At 64.5% G+C, this 16,101-nt stretch carries 18 protein-coding genes; 10 read left to right on the top strand and 8 right to left on the bottom strand.

Annotation, left to right across the window (positions count from 1 at the left end; all coding sequences use genetic code 11):
* A partial coding sequence (locus tag IQ25_RS20860) for an aldehyde dehydrogenase family protein (protein WP_144908201.1) occupies positions 1-374 on the top strand: 374 nt, incomplete at its 5' end.
* Between the two features lie 247 nt (positions 375-621).
* Here IQ25_RS20860 and mutM read toward each other — a convergent pair.
* Complete coding sequence (gene mutM, locus IQ25_RS20855) at positions 622-1,434, bottom strand: bifunctional DNA-formamidopyrimidine glycosylase/DNA-(apurinic or apyrimidinic site) lyase (protein WP_144908200.1); 813 nt, start codon at positions 1,432-1,434, stop codon at positions 622-624.
* Between the two features lie 60 nt (positions 1,435-1,494).
* Here mutM and ubiE point away from each other — a divergent pair, with 60 nt between their 5' ends.
* The 4 genes from ubiE to IQ25_RS20835 are packed head-to-tail and all read left to right on the top strand — an operon-like array spanning position 1,495 to position 5,518.
* Positions 1,495-2,244, top strand: a complete 750-nt coding sequence (gene ubiE, locus IQ25_RS20850; RefSeq protein WP_144908199.1) for a bifunctional demethylmenaquinone methyltransferase/2-methoxy-6-polyprenyl-1,4-benzoquinol methylase UbiE — start codon at positions 1,495-1,497, stop codon at positions 2,242-2,244.
* 4 nt (positions 2,245-2,248) lie between these two features.
* Entirely contained in the window at positions 2,249-3,808 is a 1,560-nt protein-coding gene (gene ubiB, locus IQ25_RS20845; RefSeq protein ID WP_144908198.1) for a 2-polyprenylphenol 6-hydroxylase, read from the top strand.
* A 13-nt stretch (positions 3,809-3,821) separates the two neighbouring features.
* Entirely contained in the window at positions 3,822-4,958 is a 1,137-nt protein-coding gene (locus IQ25_RS20840) for an acyltransferase family protein (RefSeq protein ID WP_258537089.1), read from the top strand.
* Positions 4,955-5,518, top strand: a complete 564-nt coding sequence (locus tag IQ25_RS20835) for a DUF1993 family protein (protein ID WP_144908197.1) — start codon at positions 4,955-4,957, stop codon at positions 5,516-5,518. Before IQ25_RS20840 ends, IQ25_RS20835 begins: the two co-directional genes overlap by 4 nt.
* A gap of 5 nt (positions 5,519-5,523) precedes the next feature.
* On the opposite strand, the gene IQ25_RS20830 is transcribed toward IQ25_RS20835, so the two are convergent.
* On the bottom strand, positions 5,524-5,907 hold the full coding sequence (locus IQ25_RS20830; RefSeq protein ID WP_144908196.1) for a cupin domain-containing protein: 384 nt from the start codon (positions 5,905-5,907) through the stop codon (positions 5,524-5,526).
* On the bottom strand, positions 5,904-6,302 hold the full coding sequence (locus tag IQ25_RS20825; protein ID WP_144908195.1) for a hypothetical protein: 399 nt from the start codon (positions 6,300-6,302) through the stop codon (positions 5,904-5,906). The genes IQ25_RS20830 and IQ25_RS20825 overlap by 4 nt, the downstream gene beginning before the upstream one ends.
* 112 nt (positions 6,303-6,414) lie before the next feature.
* On the opposite strand from IQ25_RS20825, the gene coaBC reads away from it, so the two are divergent.
* A complete protein-coding gene (gene coaBC, locus IQ25_RS20820) occupies positions 6,415-7,605 on the top strand; it encodes a bifunctional phosphopantothenoylcysteine decarboxylase/phosphopantothenate--cysteine ligase CoaBC (RefSeq protein ID WP_144908194.1) in 1,191 nt (396 codons plus the stop codon).
* Positions 7,592-8,059: a dUTP diphosphatase gene (dut, locus tag IQ25_RS20815; RefSeq protein WP_144908193.1), complete on the top strand. Its 468-nt coding sequence runs from the start codon at positions 7,592-7,594 to the stop codon at positions 8,057-8,059. The genes coaBC and dut overlap by 14 nt, the downstream gene beginning before the upstream one ends.
* Positions 8,060-8,116: 57 nt before the next feature.
* Here the strand turns inward: dut and IQ25_RS20810 are convergent, their stop codons facing one another.
* The 4 genes from IQ25_RS20810 to secB form a co-directional block, all read right to left on the bottom strand.
* On the bottom strand, positions 8,117-8,848 hold the full coding sequence (locus IQ25_RS20810) for a DUF4136 domain-containing protein (protein ID WP_144908192.1): 732 nt from the start codon (positions 8,846-8,848) through the stop codon (positions 8,117-8,119).
* A 154-nt stretch (positions 8,849-9,002) separates the two neighbouring features.
* Positions 9,003-10,022 (bottom strand): tryptophan--tRNA ligase, encoded by a 1,020-nt coding sequence (gene trpS, locus IQ25_RS20805; protein ID WP_144908191.1) that lies wholly within the window; start codon positions 10,020-10,022, stop codon positions 9,003-9,005.
* A 10-nt stretch (positions 10,023-10,032) separates the two neighbouring features.
* Entirely contained in the window at positions 10,033-11,604 is a 1,572-nt protein-coding gene (gene murJ / locus IQ25_RS20800; RefSeq protein WP_144908190.1) for a murein biosynthesis integral membrane protein MurJ, read from the bottom strand.
* A 36-nt stretch (positions 11,605-11,640) separates the two neighbouring features.
* Positions 11,641-12,159, bottom strand: a complete 519-nt coding sequence (gene secB / locus IQ25_RS20795; RefSeq protein WP_144908189.1) for a protein-export chaperone SecB — start codon at positions 12,157-12,159, stop codon at positions 11,641-11,643.
* A gap of 237 nt (positions 12,160-12,396) precedes the next feature.
* Here secB and IQ25_RS20790 point away from each other — a divergent pair, with 237 nt between their 5' ends.
* Genes IQ25_RS20790 through IQ25_RS20780 form a run of 3 tightly spaced genes read left to right on the top strand, consistent with a single transcriptional unit; the run spans position 12,397 to position 14,881 of the window.
* Positions 12,397-13,083, top strand: coding sequence for a Tim44/TimA family putative adaptor protein (locus tag IQ25_RS20790; RefSeq protein WP_181447299.1), 687 nt, complete (start codon positions 12,397-12,399; stop codon positions 13,081-13,083).
* Positions 13,084-13,091: 8 nt separating this feature from the next.
* Positions 13,092-14,309 carry a murein transglycosylase A gene (gene mltA / locus IQ25_RS20785; protein ID WP_144908188.1) on the top strand — a complete coding sequence of 406 codons (1,218 nt, stop codon included), beginning with the start codon at positions 13,092-13,094 and terminating at the stop codon, positions 14,307-14,309.
* A complete protein-coding gene (locus IQ25_RS20780) occupies positions 14,306-14,881 on the top strand; it encodes a Smr/MutS family protein (RefSeq protein WP_144908187.1) in 576 nt (191 codons plus the stop codon). The genes mltA and IQ25_RS20780 overlap by 4 nt, the downstream gene beginning before the upstream one ends.
* Positions 14,882-14,978: 97 nt before the next feature.
* On the opposite strand, the gene IQ25_RS20775 is transcribed toward IQ25_RS20780, so the two are convergent.
* Positions 14,979-15,686, bottom strand: a complete 708-nt coding sequence (locus tag IQ25_RS20775) for a hypothetical protein (protein ID WP_144908186.1) — start codon at positions 15,684-15,686, stop codon at positions 14,979-14,981.
* Positions 15,687-16,101: the final 415 nt, after the last annotated feature.

Here is a 16,101-nt window from a genome sequence, read left to right as displayed (position 1 = left end):
TGATGCCCGCCCACGTCGTCGATGGCGTGACGCAGGACATGAAGCTGTTCCGCGATGAAAGCTTCGGCCCGGTTGTCGGCGTGATCCGGGCCCGCGATGAGGCCCATGCGATCGAACTGGCCAACGACACCGAGTACGGGCTGTCGGCTGCCGTGTTCACGCGTGATACCGCGCGCGGCCTGCGCGTGGCGCGCCAGATCAAATCAGGCATCTGCCACGTGAACGGCCCGACCGTGCACGACGAGGCGCAGATGCCCTTCGGCGGCGTCGGCGCATCGGGCTACGGCCGCTTTGGCGGCAAGGCCGGCATCGACAGCTTCACCGAACTGCGCTGGATCACCATGGAAACCCAGCCCGGGCACTTCCCGATCTGACGCCATTTCACGATCTGAACCAACACCATTGCGCTAGGGTCAGGACCTATCAATCGCGCCTTCGAGGTTTGAGACAAAACGGCGCAGCACAAGGCGGATGGCGCAGGAATAGTGGTTCTGTTTCAGGGCCCTCCAACGCAGTGCTGGGCCATTTTGGTCAAATCCCTTGGGGACGCTGGAATGGCTTTAAGCGCGAATATCCATTCCCGCTACCGCTCCGACTTCCCGTCCAGCACAGCCGCTCGGGCTACTTCTGGCATTTCGGGCAGAAGAAGGTCGAACGCCCGCCCTGCACGATCCGCTGCACGGTTCCGCCGCATGCACACGGCTCACCCTCGCGGCCATAGACGCGCCAGTCCTTGGCGAAATAGCCCAGTTCGCCATCAGGCCGGGCATAGTCGCGCAAGGTCGAACCACCCGCCGCGATCGATTCCTCGAGCACTTCGCGGATGGCCGGAACCAGCAGCCCCAGCGCCTTGCGCGAGACCTTGCCGCCCTCCCGTTCGGGATGGATGCCCGCACGAAAGAGCGCCTCGCAGACATAGATATTGCCGAGCCCCGCCACGATCCGCTGGTCGAGCAGCAGCAGCTTGACCGCCGCAATGCGGTCCTTGAACGCGGCGGCAAGGTGTCCTGCAGTCAATCCCGGCCCCAGAGGCTCGGGCCCCAACGCAGCAAACTGCGGCCACTTGTCCAGCGCAGCATCATCGACGAGATCGACCGAACCGAACCGCCGCGCATCGTTTAGCGAAAGCACGCGGCCCTCAGCCGTTTCCAGCACCAGATGATCGTGCTTGCCGATGTCCTCTGGATCGATTCGCCAGCGCCCCGACATGCCCAGGTGGAACACCATAGTGCGCTCGCGGTCGGTATGGATCAGCCCATATTTCGCCCGCCGCGAAAGCCCCGTCACCCGCGCCCCCGTCAGCCCTTGTGCAAGGTCCACGGGGAAGGGGCGCCGCAAGTCGGCGCGGTTCAAGGCCACACGGGTGATGACCTGCCCATCGAGCACGGTTGCAAGACCTCGCACGGTCGTTTCTACTTCGGGCAATTCGGGCATGTCCCCATCACCCCTAACAGTCTTTGCCGTCCGGGCAATTCCCCACTAAAGGGCCAAGGCATGAGCACCACGGAAACCGCGCAAGAAACAGCCTCGTTCGGCTACGAAGACATTCCGGCAGACCAGAAGGAAGAGCGCGTCGGCGCGATCTTCTCGAACGTCGCGCGCAAGTACGATGTGATGAACGATGCGATGTCGGTGGGCATGCACCGCCTGTGGAAGGACAAGTTCGTCCGCCGCGTGCGCCCCCAGCCTGGCGAGGCGATTCTCGACATGGCCGGCGGCACCGGTGACATCGCTTTCCGCATGGCAAAGCACGGCGCTGCCATCACCGTGTCCGACATCAACCAGGACATGCTCGATGTCGGCATCGAGCGCGCGAGCAAGCGCGGCATTGAGGGCCTCGAATGGTCACGCCAGAACGCCGAGGAACTCACCTTCCCCGATCGGGTGTTCGATGCCTACACCATCGCTTTCGGCATCCGCAACGTGACCCACATCGACCGCGCCCTTGCCGAAGCGCACCGCGTGCTCAAGTTCGGTGGCCGCTTCTTCTGCCTCGAATTCTCGACCACCGAATGGCCCGGCTTCTCCGAAATCTACGACGCCTATTCGCACAAGCTGGTCCCCAAGCTCGGCCAGATGATCGCGGGCGACGAGGATTCCTATCGCTACCTGATCGAATCGATCCGCCGCTTCCCGACGATGCCCGAATTCGAGAAGATGATCCAAGCCGCCGGGTTCAAGCGCACCCGGGTCGAGCCGATCCTCGGCGGCCTTGTCGCGATCCATTCGGGGTGGAAGGTCTGATCGCTTGACCCTTCCCGCCACGCATATCCGCCGCCTGCTCGGCTGGGGCCGCACGCTTGCCCGCCACGGCGCGCTGCGCGGGATCGAGGCTGATCCGAACACGCCCGCGCCCGTGCGCACCCTGTGCAAGGTCGCACGATTCGGCACGATCCAGCCGAAAACGCCCGACTATGCCGGAGCCTTCCGCGCCATCGGCCCAGCCGCGATCAAACTCGGGCAGACGCTCGCCACCCGGCCCGATCTCGTGGGCGAGGAAGCTGCGCACAACCTGCTCGCACTGCAGGACCAGCTGCCCCCGGTGGACTTCGCCCTGATCCGTGCAGAGATCGAACGCTCGTTCGAAAAGCCTTTGGAGGCGCTGTTCTCCTCGTTCGATCCGGTGCCCGTCGGCGCCGCCTCGGTCGCACAGGTCCATCGCGCGGTGACGACCGAGGGCCGCGCCGTCGCGGTCAAGATCCTGCGCCCCGGCGTGCGCGAGAAGTTCGCCCGCGATATCGACACCTACGAATGGGCCGCTGCCCACCTCGAAGGCCTTGGTGGCGAAGCATCCCGCCTGCGCCCACGCATGGTCATCGCGAACTTCAAGCGCTGGACCGTGCGCGAGCTCGATTTGCGCCGCGAAGCCGCCTCGGCATCGGAACTGGCTGACACCATGCGTGCCCACGCCGGCTATCGCGTGCCCGACATCGACTGGGACCGCACCAACGGCCGGGTGATGACGCTCGACTGGATCGACGGCATCAAGATCAGCGACACGGCTGCGCTCGACGCTGCCGGGCATGACCGCAAGGCCCTTGCCCAACGCCTCGTCCTCGCCTTCCTCACGCAGGCGATCAGCGGCGGCTACTTCCACGCCGACATGCACCAGGGCAACCTCTTCGTCGAACCCGATGGCACCATCGCCGCAATCGACTTCGGCATCATGGGCCGGATCGACCGCCGCGCCCGCCAGTGGCTCGCCGAGATTCTCTACGGCCTCACCACCGGCAACTACCGCCGCGTCGCAGAAATCCACTTCGAGGCGCAATACGTGCCGAGCTACCACTCGGTCGATGAATTCGCCACGGCCCTGCGCGCGGTGGGCGAACCGATGCGCGGCAAGCCGGTTTCCGAACTCTCGGTCGGCCAGATGCTCGATGGCCTGTTCGCCATCACCCGCGATTTCGACATGCAGACCCAGCCGCACCTGCTGCTGCTGCAGAAAACCATGGTCATGGTCGAAGGCATCGCGACCCAGCTCGATCCCGAGATCAACATGTGGGAAACTTCGGCTCCCTTCGTCCGCGCCTGGGTGCGCGACGAGCTGGGCCCCGAGGCCGCCATCGCCGACCGCATCCGCGAGGACACGCAGACTCTCCTGCGCATTCCCGACCTGATCCGCCGCATAGAGGACCGCTTCCCGCCCAAGGGCGGCGCACCCGAAGCACCTCCGTTGCCGAAGATCGAACTGATGTGGCAGCGCAAGCGCCGCAAGCGCGGGCCCGGCCTGCTCGCGCAGATTGTCACCTTCCTCGCTGGCGGCGCGCTTGTCATCGGCACCCACGCGCTCGGCTGGTGGGGCTAAGAAGACCGCGACCTTGCCGCACAGACTTTCGCACCTGCGCCTACCGAAGCGCCATTTCCACGCGCTGGACCTGTCGCGCCTGCTGGCGGCGATCATGGTCCTGTTCTGGCATTACCAGCACATCTTCGTGCCGCCGGTGCCGTACCATGTGAACGTCAACCGCGCGATCCAGCCATGGTACGAATGGCTCAGCTGGTTCTACAACCACGGCCACACCGCCGTGCAGTATTTCTGGGCGGTCTCGGGCTTCGTCTTCGCCCACGTCTATCTGGCAGACGCCAACTACAAGGCGCGCTTCTGGCTCGCCCGAATTGCGCGCCTCTGGCCGCTACACCTGCTGACGTTGGGCCTGATGGCGCTGCTCCAGGGCATATACTTCGCCCGCAGCGGCACAGAGTTCATCTACCACACCAACGATCTGAAGCACTTCCTGCTGTCGATCCCGCTGATGCAATACTGGGGCTGGCAGGACAACCAGTCGTTCAACGGCCCCTCGTGGTCCTTGTCGACCGAGATCCTCGCCTACCTCGTCTTCTTCGTGAGTATTCCGGCGCTGCGCCGTGCCCCGCTGGCACTGGCGCTGCCGCTGGGCGCGCTGTTGCTTTACGGCATGCTCAAGGGACTGCCCAACAAGGACGTGCTGGCCTGCGTCGGATACTTCTTCCTCGGCTGCGCGGCATACGGCGCGACGCTGAAAGGTTGGCTGCGCCCGGCAACTTTGCTGCCACTGGGGATGGCCCTTCTGGCAAGCGCCTTTCTGCTCAAGGCCAACTACCGCAGCGGCGATGCTGCCACCATCGCAGGCACGTTCTCGATCCTGTTCCTGACACTCGCGCTTGACCTCAACGACGACGATCACAGGGAGGGGGGGAGCCGCCTCCAGTTCGGCCAGAAGCTCGGCGATGCCTCCTACGGCATCTACCTCTGGCATATTCCGATCCAGCTCGCGCTCGTGCTAATCATCGATTCCACCGGCCTCACCCGCGACATCGCCCGCGAGCCGTGGTTCCTGATCTTTTACGTGAGCCTTGCCATCGCCGCCGGCTTCGTCAGCCACGCCCGGTTCGAACGCCCCGCCCAACGCGCCGTCTTCGCACTATGGGCACGGTGGAAAGCGCGGCGCAATCCGGTTGAAAAAGAAGCACCATGACTCCGTTCGAACTCCTCGCCCCGACGTATCGGCACATGCTCGCCGCACTGTCGAACTGGCTGGACAAGGCCGAACGCGAATTGCCTGATGCACAAGTGACCGCGCTGTCGTCAGCGCGGCTTGCGCTCGACATGTTTCCTCTGGCCACCCAGGTCCGCTTTGCCTGTGCACAGGCGCTTGAGGGCGTCCACCGGCTACAGGGGATTGCCTTGCCACCGCTGCATGCGACCATGCTGAAGGAAGCTCGCGAGGCCGGAGAGCGTCCGGGTTCACTGGCCGACGCACGGGCCAGGATTGCCGAGACGATTTCGCTGGTATCGGCACTTCCCGAGGGTGAAGGATCGGACGGCACCGCTGCGATCGCTCACGAACTTCCCAATGGCATGGTGTTCGACCTGAGCGTGGACCAGTACAGCCGTGACTGGGCGCTGGGGCAGTTCTACTTCCACATCATGATTGCCTACGCCATTCTCCGCCATCGGGGCGTCAGTCTGGGCAAGGCAGATTACGTCGCTCACATGTTCGACTATCTCAGGCCCGGGACGATGCCCAAGGCCTGACGGGATCATAGCCGTTCGCGGCTTTGCGTTCCCTCACCGGGGGTGATGTATATCGCCCTGCCCGGACCTGGCGCATCAGCGGTATGCCAGATGCCCTTCGGAACCACTGCAAATTCGCCAGCGCGCAGCGGCACGCGAACCTCCACGCCGTCCTGCTCGAGGATCAGCACCAGCTCGCCCTCGATCTGGATGATCATCTCCTCGCCCTGCGGGTGACATTCCCATACTGCCCAGTCGCTGGCACTCTCGAACATGCTGACCAGACGCCCCGGCGGTAGCTCGCTCACGCCGGTTTCCCAGAACGCGGCGTCCACCTCCACCGGAAGGCATCGATCATCGCCGGCAAGCTGAGCGAAGTACTGGCCAAGCGGGAAGGCTTGCGGCGTCACCCCGCAATCTCGCCCAGCTTGTGATGCGGCAGCATCCGCCAGGCCGCCAGCATCAGCACCACGTGCGCCGCTTCCACCGCCATCGGCACCGACCAGCCGGGATATGCTCCCGTCACCGCCAGATTGATCGCGCGGCCCACGAACGAGGTGCCGAACAGCAGCGCCGGAACCAGCATCAGGTCAGCATTCCGGCGCCATGCGCCCCACATCATGCAGAACGCCGCCACGCCGAAGAACGAGGTGAAATCGGCGCGGATCGTCGAAACGCCGCCGACCCCGGTGGCCGCAATACCGAAACCCATGGCCGCCTGCTCCGGCCCGGTGAGGAACCCGATTGCCAGGAACAGGTCGAACAGGCCTGCAAGGAACACCAGCGCCGTCAATATCAGTCTCATCATCCGGTCCCAATTGTGGTTTGATGCAGACTGTGCCGCATCAGCAGTCCCTGCGCAAAAGGATTGCGCGCAAGCCCCCGCCATTGCACAAGCCCCATCCATGAACGGCACCATGAACAGTAGGCGCATCCTGCTCATCATCGGCGGCGGCATCGCGGCCTACAAATCGTGCGAACTCGTCCGCCTGCTGCGCAAGGAAGGTGCCTCGGTCACCTGCGTGCTGACTGAGGGCGGATCGCACTTCGTCACCGCCATGACGCTCGCGGCTTTGAGCGAGAACCCCGTCCACACCACGCTGTGGGATCTCAAGAACGAGGTCGAGATGGGCCACATTCAACTCTCGCGTCAGGCCGATCTCGTCGTCGTCTGCCCTGCCACGGCAGACCTGATGGCGCGCATGGCGGGCGGCATTGCCAACGATCTGGCCACCACGCTGCTCCTAGCCACCGACAAGCCGGTCCTCGCCGTTCCCGCCATGAACGTGCGCATGTGGCAGCACCCCGCCACGCAGCGCAACGTCGCCACCTTGCGCGGCGATGGCGTGACGGTGATGGAGCCCGACGAAGGCGCCATGGCCTGTGGCGAATTCGGCCCCGGCCGCCTGCCCGAACCATCCGCGATCTGCGCGGAGATTGCGCGGCAGCTTGGCAGCGAAAGCAGACCGCTAACGGGCCGCCACGTCCTCATCACCGCAGGCCCCACCCACGAACCGATTGACCCGGTGCGCTACATCGCCAACCGGTCGAGCGGCAAGCAGGGCTACGCCATCGCCGCCGCCGCCGCGCGCGCGGGGGCGAAAGTCACGCTCGTCTCCGGCCCGGTCAACCTGCCCACTCCCGCAGGGGTGACCCGGATCGACGTCGAGACCGCCCGCCAGATGGCCGCTGCCGTCGATGCCGCGCTTCCCGCAGACGTCGCGATCATGGTCGCCGCCGTGGCTGACTGGCGCAGCGCCGGGGAAGCGGCGCAGAAGATCAAGAAGGACGGCTCCGGCCAGGTTCCGCCGCTGCAACTGGTCGAAAACCCCGATATCCTTGCCGCAATGTGCAAGTCCGACCGCCGCCCGCCGCTGGTCGTCGGTTTTGCCGCCGAAACCAATGACGTCCTCGATCACGCCCGCGCCAAGCTTGCCCGCAAGGGTGCAGACTGGATCGTCGCCAACGATGTCGCCACGCACCAGATGGGCGGCGAGATCAACGCCCTGCACATCGTCAGCGCTTCGGGCGTCGAAAGCCTTCCCGAACTGCCCAAGGACGCGGCCGCCGCTCTCCTGATCGAAAGAATTGCCGATGCACTCGCCTGAAGTCCCTGTCCTTGTAAAGCGCCTGCCCCATGGGCTCGATCTGCCCCTCCCCGCTTACGCCACCGAAGGGGCTGCTGGCATGGACGTGGTCTCGGCCGAGGACGTGGACCTCGCCCCCGGCGCACGCCATGCCGTGGCCACCGGCCTCTCGGTTGCGATCCCGGCAGGCTACGAAATCCAGGTCCGCCCCCGCTCCGGCCTCGCATTGAAGCACGGCGTCACCGTGCCCAACACCCCCGGCACGATCGACAGCGACTATCGCGGAGAATTGAAGGTCATCATGATCAACCTTGGCGCAGAGGTCTTCTCGATCCGCCGGGGTGATCGCGTGGCGCAACTTGTCGTCGCGCCAGTCACGCGCGGGACATGGATCGAGGCGGACTCGCTCGACCACACCGCGCGCGGCGAAGGCGGCTTTGGCTCCACCGGCGGGCTCGCCGCGCTCAAGGGCTGAATCGAAAAGGGCCCCGCATCGCTGCGAGGCCCTTTCTGTAACCCGACGGGGCGAAGGTCAGTTGACCTTCTTCACCGTCTTCTTTTCCGGTGCGATCGAGATCCTCACCGTTTCCCCGTTATTGCCGGGGAAGTCGGTAAACATCGCCTCGACGAGGTTCGGCACGACATAGGACAGGCGGTTCGATGAAGACGCAGCCTCGGCCTTGCCTTCGAACAGGCGCTGGCCATCGGCGCGGCGGTCGATCTTGAGGTCCATGCCCGAGGTATAGACGGTCACGACGTCAACGCCGCCGCCCCAACCGCCACCGCCGAAGAAGAACGGGTCATTCCAGCCCCAGCCCCAACCGCGGCCATAGAAACCGGCGCGGCCCCAGCCACGGCCGTATCCCGGGCCCCAGCCGCCCCAGCCACCCCAACCGCCCCAGTAGGGATCGGCGAAGCCGGTGGAACGAACGCGGTCACGACCGCCGTCGATGCCATAATCGAACTTGACCAGCAGGTCGGCAGATTCAGGCGCTGCGGGCTGGTAGCCCAGCTTTTCCATCTGCCTGCCGACAAGCGAGGCATACTGCGCGAACTCAAGGCCACCGGCATCCTTGGGATCGTCCGCAACCACGGCGAAAGTCTGGCCCGCAGGTGCAGGAAGCTGCGCCTGAAAGCGCTTGACGTCGGCCTTGAACGGGGTGGTGCAACCGGCGAGCGTGACGAGCATGAGCGAGACCGCCGACAGCCCGAGCAGGCGGCGCCGCGAATGCGAAGAGGCTTTCACTTGCGAAACGGAATTCATCCTAGCGACTCCTGTTATGCGTCCGCCGCCCCTTGCCGGACACACGCATGCTTAGCATGCCGTCTTTTTGGACGGGAAGTGCTGAATGCACGTTGAATGGTGCCTGCAACATATGTTGCAGGCACGTAACGTTTTGCAACGAAGCGACCGGAAATCAGCCCCTTACGAGGCCGAGCGCCTGATAGGTCTTCGCCAGCGTCGGCGCAGCAAGATCGCGGGCCTTCAAAGCGCCCTTGGCGAGGATTGCGTCCAGTGCCTCGCCGTCCTCGCGCAACTGCCGGTAGCGCGCAGCCATCGGCGACAATGTCTCGACCAGCAACTCGCCCAGCGCCGGCTTGAACTGGCCGAAGCCCTTGCCTTCGAACTGCGTCAGCACCTCGGCAGGGCTGATCCCGGCCATCGCCGCATAGATGCCGACAAGGTTGTTCGCCTCGGGACGCCCGGCCAGCCCTTCGACCGTGCCCGGCAGCGGCTCGGGATCGGTCTTGGCCTTCTTCACCTTCTGCATGATCGCATCGGCATCGTCGGTCAGGTTGATGCGGCTCATGTCCGAAGGATCGGACTTGCTCATCTTGGCCGAGCCATCGCGCAGGCTCATGATGCGCGCGGCCTCGGGCGGGATGATCGGGTCAGGCAGCGTGAACAGCGGCGCGTCCTCCGGGCAGAAGTCGTTGTTGAACTTCTGCGCGATGTCTCGCGCCAGCTCGAGATGCTGCTTCTGGTCCTCACCCACCGGCACGTGCGTCGCCTGGTAGAGCAGGACGTCAGCCGCCTGCAGCACAGGGTACGTGAACAGCGCGACGGATGCGCCCTCGCGGTTCTTGCCCGCCTTGTCCTTCCACTGCGTCATGCGGTTCAGCCAGCCCATCCGCGCGGTGCCGTTGAGCAGCCATTGCAGCTCGGCGTGGGCCGGAACCTGCGCCTGGTTGAACAGGATCGACTTGTCGGGATCGATCCCGCACGAAACCAGCGCTGCCACCATCTCGCGCGTGTTGGCGGCCAGTTCTGCAGGGCTATGCGGCATCGAAATCGCGTGGAGATCGGCGAGGAAATAAAGGCACTGCCCGCCCTTGGCCGACCACTCGTCCTGCATGCGCACCCAGTTCCGGATCGCACCCAGGTAATTGCCGAGGTGGAGATTGCCGGTTGGCTGGATGCCCGAAACGATACGCATTTGAGTGCCTTCAGTTGGAGCGGCGACGCCGCAGGAGAAGCTTGAGGTCGTCCACCCGGAAAGCCCCGGTAAGGACGGCGGCAAGGCCATAGACGACGACCCCGCACGTGACCAGAGACGCCATCGCCGCGATCCGGATCGTCCATGTCCCATGAACATAGGGCATCACCAGCCCTTGCCCCGCCCACAGCACGGCGCCCATCGCCAGCGCCGCCAGCGCCAGCCGCACCGTCCGTCGCTTGAGCCGCGCGTCAGCCGCAAAGTGCCCGCGCTTGACCAGCGTGTGATAGAGCAGCCAGACGTTGACCGTCGAGGCAATCGCCGTGGCCAATGGCGGCCCCATGTGCTTGAGCGGCACGATCAGCGCGAGGTTGCCGACAAGGTTCACCACCATCGAGATCGTGGCATAGCGCACCGGCGTCTTCGTATCCTGCCGCGCGTAGTATCCGGGCGTCAGCACCTTGACCAGAATGTAGCTCGGAAGCCCGATCGAGAACGCCGCCAGCGCCTGCGCGGTGAAATGCGTGTCCATCGCATCGAACTTGCCATAGCCGAACAGCGCCGCGGCAATCGGCTCGCCGCACAGCACCAAAGCGACCGTGGCGGGCAGGGTCAGCAGCAGCGCCAGTTCCATGCCGCGGTTCTGCGTTTCCATCGCGGCGGCTTCCTCGCCCCCGCCCAGCTGGCGCGAGATCGTCGGCAGCAGCACGGTGCCAAGCCCGATGCCGATCAGCCCCAGCGGCAACTGGTTCAGGCGGTCGGCCATGTAGATATAGGTGACCGAGCCATGATCGAGCAGCGATGCGGCAAGCGCGGTCGAGATCACCAGATTGATCTGCACCGCCCCCGCGCCCGCCGCTGCCGGCAGAATCAGCTTGAGCAATTGCTTCACTTCGGGCGAAAGGCGCGGACGGCGCAGCCGCAGCCGAACGCCATTTCGGCGGCAGGCCCAGGCCAGCCACAGCAATTGCAGCGCGCCCGAGACCGATACCGCAATCGCCTGATTGCGCGCGGTCACCAGCGGATCATCTGAATGGAAGCACAGCAGCGCCACGATCAGCGTCAGGTTCAGCAGGATCGGCGCCGCCGCGTTGACCCAGAACTTGCCGAGCGAATTGAGGATGCCGCCGAACAAAGATACGATGCTGATCAGCATCAGGTACGGAATCGTCCAGCGCGACAGTTCCACAGCATAGGCGAACTGGTCGGCACTCACCCCGTTGAACCTGCCTGAAAGAAGCAGCGTCACCGGCCAGGCGAAAACCTCCAGCACCACCGTCATGAACAGCAGCACCGGCAGCAGCACGGCAAGCGCCGCTTCGGCAAAGTCCAGCCCGTCGCGCAGACCCTTGCCTTCGGGGTCGGCAACCTTCTTATTGAACATCGGGATGAAGGCGCTGGCAAACGCCCCTTCTGCAAACAACGCGCGGAACATGTTGGGCAGCCGGAACGCGACAAGGAACGCGTCCGAGGCGAAAGCCGCGCCGACAAAGCGCGCAAACAGGCTGTCGCGCACCAATCCCAGAATGCGGCTGAGCAAAGTCAGCCCGCCAATCGAACCGGTGGCCTTGAGGAGGTTCATGGGCGCATCCCTCGGGCCACCGGATCGGGTGTCAGATCAGGCCTGACCGGCCGGGGTCGCTTCCGCCGTCGCCTGGGCCTGCGCCAGCTGCTGCATGTACAGGCCGTTGAAATCGATCGGCTCAAGCATCAGCGGCGGATAGCCGAGATCGCGCACGGCATCGGCCACGATGCGGCGGGCGAACGGGAACAGGATGCGCGGACCTTCGGCAAACAGGAACGGGTGCGCCTGATCGTCCGGCACGTTGCGCATGCCGATGAGGCCGCAATAGGCCAGCTCGACGATGAACGCGGTGCCCTGCGCGCCCTTCGAGGTCACGTTGATCTTCAGTTCGATCTCGTGGATCTCGGGCTGGATCGCGCGGGCCGAGATGTTGAAGTCCACCGCGATGTCGGGGGCTTCGGTCCACTGGTAGGATTCGGGCGCATTCGGGTTCTCGACCGAAAGGTCCTTAACGTACTGCGAGATCAGGCCGATCGCGGGCGAGGTGTCCTCACCGTTCGGCATCGGGCCATCAAGGTTGAGATTCGAGATGATGTTGCCTTCTTCGGCCATGAGAGACGTGCTTTCTGTCTGGGTTTCCCTTGGTCGGCGCGACTAGCACCATGGGGTTTGCCCCGCAATCCGCCTTTCTTTGGCGCAGGAACGCAACAACCCGGCGAGATTCTTGTCCAAGGGATGAGCCCAAAGGGTCATGCACGCGTTGTTCATTTGTAATCCGTACCTATTTGAGGCACGTTGGAATGACGCCATGCGTCCGCAGGGGCCATGGACAGTTCGGGAATCTTGCGCGTGATTGTTCAAATTGTGATCCTGGCGATGATTGCAGCCTTCCTCGGCCTGCGTCTCTATTCCGTCCTCGGCCGCCGTCCCGAGCATGACGAGGAACCGATGCGCCGCCGGATCGAACAGCCCGATCCCTCCGCGCAGAACCCCAAGGGGACGCAGCAGCCCGTCACGCAGCAGGGTGGCTCGGCCGCTCCGCGCTCGCGCGAGCTGGCCGCGCCTGAAACCAACACGTTCGACAACAGCGCCGAAGCTGGCGTGCGCGCGATCATCTCGGCTGACCGTCGCTTCGATCTCGCCCAGTTCCTCGCAGGATCGAAGGGCGCCTACGCCATGATCCTCGAAGCCTTCTGGCGCGGCGACAAGGACGAGCTGGCCCAGCTTTGCGACGCTGACGTTCTCGCAGGCTTCACCTCGGCGATCGACGCCCGCATCGCTGCCGGCGAAGTGATCGACGCTCGCGTGATTCGCATCGAGGAGGCGCGCATCGTCGCCGCCTCGATCGAAGGCCGCACCGCGCGCATTACGGTCCGCTTCCTGGCTGACATCGCCTCGGTCACCCGCAATGCCGAAGGTCAGGTCATCGCCGGCTCGCTTGACGATGCGATCGAAGCACGCGATCTCTGGACCTTCCGCCGCGACCTTACCTCGCGCGATCCCGACTGGCTGCTCGATGAGACTGACGAGGCCTGAGGCTTCAAGTGAAGGCTTTTTCGAGGTTCGGCAAAGACAGGAGCGCTGCGATCATCGCGGCGCTCTTTCTGCTTGGCGGCTGCGTGCGGCTTGTCCCCGAAACCGCCGGCCCACGCCCCGTAACCCCGCCCGCTCCACCAGCCATCAAGCCCGTAACCGCCGCGCTCACCGGCGTCATGCGCGGCCCGGTCACCGCAGGCCTCGGCTTCAAGCCCGAGAACACCGCCGCCGCTCTGCAGGCCTTCGCCAAGTCCTGCCCGCGCGTTACCCGCCGCACAGACAACACCGGCCTCACCCGTCCCGAGGACTGGGCCCCCGCCTGCGCCGCCGCCCCAACCTGGCCCGAGGGCGAGGCTGCGCGCTTCTTCACCACCTATTTCGAAACCGCCGAAGTCGGCGATGGCGCGGCCTTCGTCACCGGCTATTTCGAGCCGGAGATCGCAGGATCGCGCACCCGCCAGCCGGGTTTCGACGTTCCGGTCTATGCCCTCCCGCCCGATCTCGTCCGCGCCAGACCGGGCGACGCGCCACCCCTGCCCGATGGCAAGATGCCGCTCGGTCGTTATGACGATGCGGGCGTCTTCACCCCTTACTTTGATCGCGGCCAGATCGATGACGGCGTGCTCGCAGGCAAGGGCCTCGAACTCGCATGGGCCGCCGATCCGGTCGAATTCTTCTTCCTCCAGATACAGGGCTCAGGCCGCCTGCGCGCGCCCGATGGCAGCGTGATCCGCCTGGGGTTCGCCGGGCAGAACGGCCACCCCTACACCGGCATCGGCTCCTTGATGCGCGAGCGCGGGCTGATCGGCTCATCGCCCGGCCAGTATTCCGGCTCGATGCAGGGCATCCAGCAATACCTGCGCGATTTCCCCGACGCCGGCAAACAGCTGATGCGCCAGAACCGCAGCTACGTCTTCTTCCGCGAACTGACCGGCCCCGGCCCGGTCGGCGCATTGAACGTCCCCATCGCGGGCCGCAGCACCGTCGCGGTCGATCCCGCCTTCGTGCCCTTGGGCGCACCCGTCTGGCTGCAGGTGGACCGCAAGGAAGCCAGCGGCTTGTGGGTCGCGCAGGATACCGGCGGCGCGATTCAGGGTGCCAACCGCTTTGACAGCTTCTGGGGCGCAGGCGCAGAGGCCCGCCAGATCGCGGGCGGCATGAGCGCTAGGGGCCGCGCCCTCATCCTCCTGCCCAAAGGGACGCTGGCGCGTCTCGGCCAGCAGTGAGCAGGGCGCCAAGAGGCCTCTCCCCGGAGGAGGCCGACCTGTGGAACAAGGTCGCCGCCACGATCACCCCGCTCCACCCGCCAAGGCCCAAGGCCCCAAAGGCGGTTGAGCCAGCCAGCTCCATCACACTCCCGCCGCCCCCACCGGCAAAGCGCGTGAAAGGCCGCGTCCCCCCGCCGCTGCCAACGCCAGCGCCAACCCCAGTCGCCCGCCCCCTGCAAAGCCACGGCCTCGATTCCAGCTGGGACCGCAAGCTGTCACGAGGGCCCATCACCCCCGACGTCACCATAGACCTCCACGGCCTCACCCTCGACGCTGCCCACGCCCGCCTCACCGGCAGCATCGCCCAGGCCATCGCCATGGGCGCCCGCGTCATGCTCCTGATCGCCGGCAAACCCCGCCCCCACGACGAACAAGACCAACGCGGCAACCGCCGAGGCGTAATCCGCGCCAAACTCCTCGACTGGCTCGCCCACAGCCCGCACGCCAGCCAGATCGCAGCGGTGCGGCCTGCGCAACCGAGGCATGGCGGGGCGGGAGCAGTGTATATCGTGCTGCGGAAGGGGCGATGAAGCCCACCAAGATCCTCCCCGTTTTTGCAAAGCACAAACGGGGAGGTGGCATTCGCGTCAGCGAATGACGGAGGGGAACTTTCCCCGGATCAACCTGTCACGCCACAGAGATGCCCTTGTCGCGCTTGAACGCGCCGATCTTTTGACCGATTTCTGAAGCAAAAAGTTCGATGTAGGCGTCACTCAGGCCCATACTTCCACTGGGATGCGGCAAGGCAACAATCGCCAAGTCCGTGAAATCCTGAAAGCCAAGCCGGAACTTTCTCCCGTCGAATTCTTCTTTCCGCTCAAATCGAAGTGGTGCCACTTCCGGGCCGAATATTTCCTCCATGACAGGCTTGACCCTCGAATCTTGCAGGTATTCGAGTTGCTTGATGCCCATGAAGATAAGCAATGCGGGGCGATACTCACGCATGAGACCGAGAAAGTTTGATCGGTTTCCGTCAGACAGGAACTTCTCATAATCTGAGACTTGGTTGCCCATATCGTCGCACCAGTTGGTCTGTAGGACGGATTTGTCGAAATCAGAGAAACCACCCGCTTCTCCGAGAGGGTGGCCGAACATGGCAAACCACTTATGAATGCGGCGGTCGTAGGGTGAGTCCCACCCCTTGGAATGGAATGTCTGGATGGAAGCCAGATGCTCCTTCACCGTAGCATATCGCTCCACATCGTTTTCAAGCGCTTCGTCTTTTGCTGAATAGCCCCACTCATAGCCACAAATGACAAGGCCACCTTGACCGTTAAAGTCAGGGAAGATTGAATGACCAACATTGAAGTCCGAAGGATTATACGCCTCATTCATATTGCTTTTCTCCGTTCGCCCCAGCGGCGTAACCCCACAGGCTTTAGGTCCCGTTTAGCGCCGAAAACAATATCGGCAGCTTTATTGCGACAGCCAATTTGAAGTCGCACACTCCCATCGTCATTCCCGCGCAGGCGGGAATCCAGCGATGAGCAACACCCGTCGCACTGTGACGATAATTCCTCGCGCCAACGGGTTTCCTGCCTGCGCGGGAATGACGAGGCGCGTTTGCGTGAAACCTTGACAAAACGAACCATATAGGTTATATGCCCCGTCACAGGTCAGGAGGGGGCACAAGGCCATCCCGCTCCTCTCCCTTCGGAGGTCAGGCTGTGGCCGAAGCTTCCGGCGCGATCGGTGCGGCAGGTGCGTGCGGGTTCAATGCGGGGCGTTAAGCCCAAGACCCACCGGGCAA

The organism is Novosphingobium taihuense (genome assembly GCF_007830315.1).
Lineage (GTDB): Bacteria > Pseudomonadota > Alphaproteobacteria > Sphingomonadales > Sphingomonadaceae > Novosphingobium > Novosphingobium taihuense.
This window is presented reverse-complemented; position numbering and strand designations above follow the sequence as displayed.

Coding starts and splice junctions, on each gene's coding strand:
- murJ (WP_144908190.1), bottom strand. CDS start 11,604: ATGAACCTCCTCAAGGCCACCGGTTCGATTGGCGGGCTGACTTTGCTC.
- ubiE (WP_144908199.1), top strand. CDS start 1,495: ATGAGCACCACGGAAACCGCGCAAGAAACAGCCTCGTTCGGCTACGAA.
- IQ25_RS20810 (WP_144908192.1), bottom strand. CDS start 8,848: ATGAATTCCGTTTCGCAAGTGAAAGCCTCTTCGCATTCGCGGCGCCGC.
- trpS (WP_144908191.1), bottom strand. CDS start 10,022: ATGCGTATCGTTTCGGGCATCCAGCCAACCGGCAATCTCCACCTCGGC.
- coaBC (WP_144908194.1), top strand. CDS start 6,415: ATGAACAGTAGGCGCATCCTGCTCATCATCGGCGGCGGCATCGCGGCC.
- IQ25_RS20835 (WP_144908197.1), top strand. CDS start 4,955: ATGACTCCGTTCGAACTCCTCGCCCCGACGTATCGGCACATGCTCGCC.
- IQ25_RS20825 (WP_144908195.1), bottom strand. CDS start 6,302: ATGAGACTGATATTGACGGCGCTGGTGTTCCTTGCAGGCCTGTTCGAC.
- dut (WP_144908193.1), top strand. CDS start 7,592: ATGCACTCGCCTGAAGTCCCTGTCCTTGTAAAGCGCCTGCCCCATGGG.
- secB (WP_144908189.1), bottom strand. CDS start 12,159: ATGGCCGAAGAAGGCAACATCATCTCGAATCTCAACCTTGATGGCCCG.
- IQ25_RS20775 (WP_144908186.1), bottom strand. CDS start 15,686: ATGAATGAGGCGTATAATCCTTCGGACTTCAATGTTGGTCATTCAATC.
- mutM (WP_144908200.1), bottom strand. CDS start 1,434: ATGCCCGAATTGCCCGAAGTAGAAACGACCGTGCGAGGTCTTGCAACC.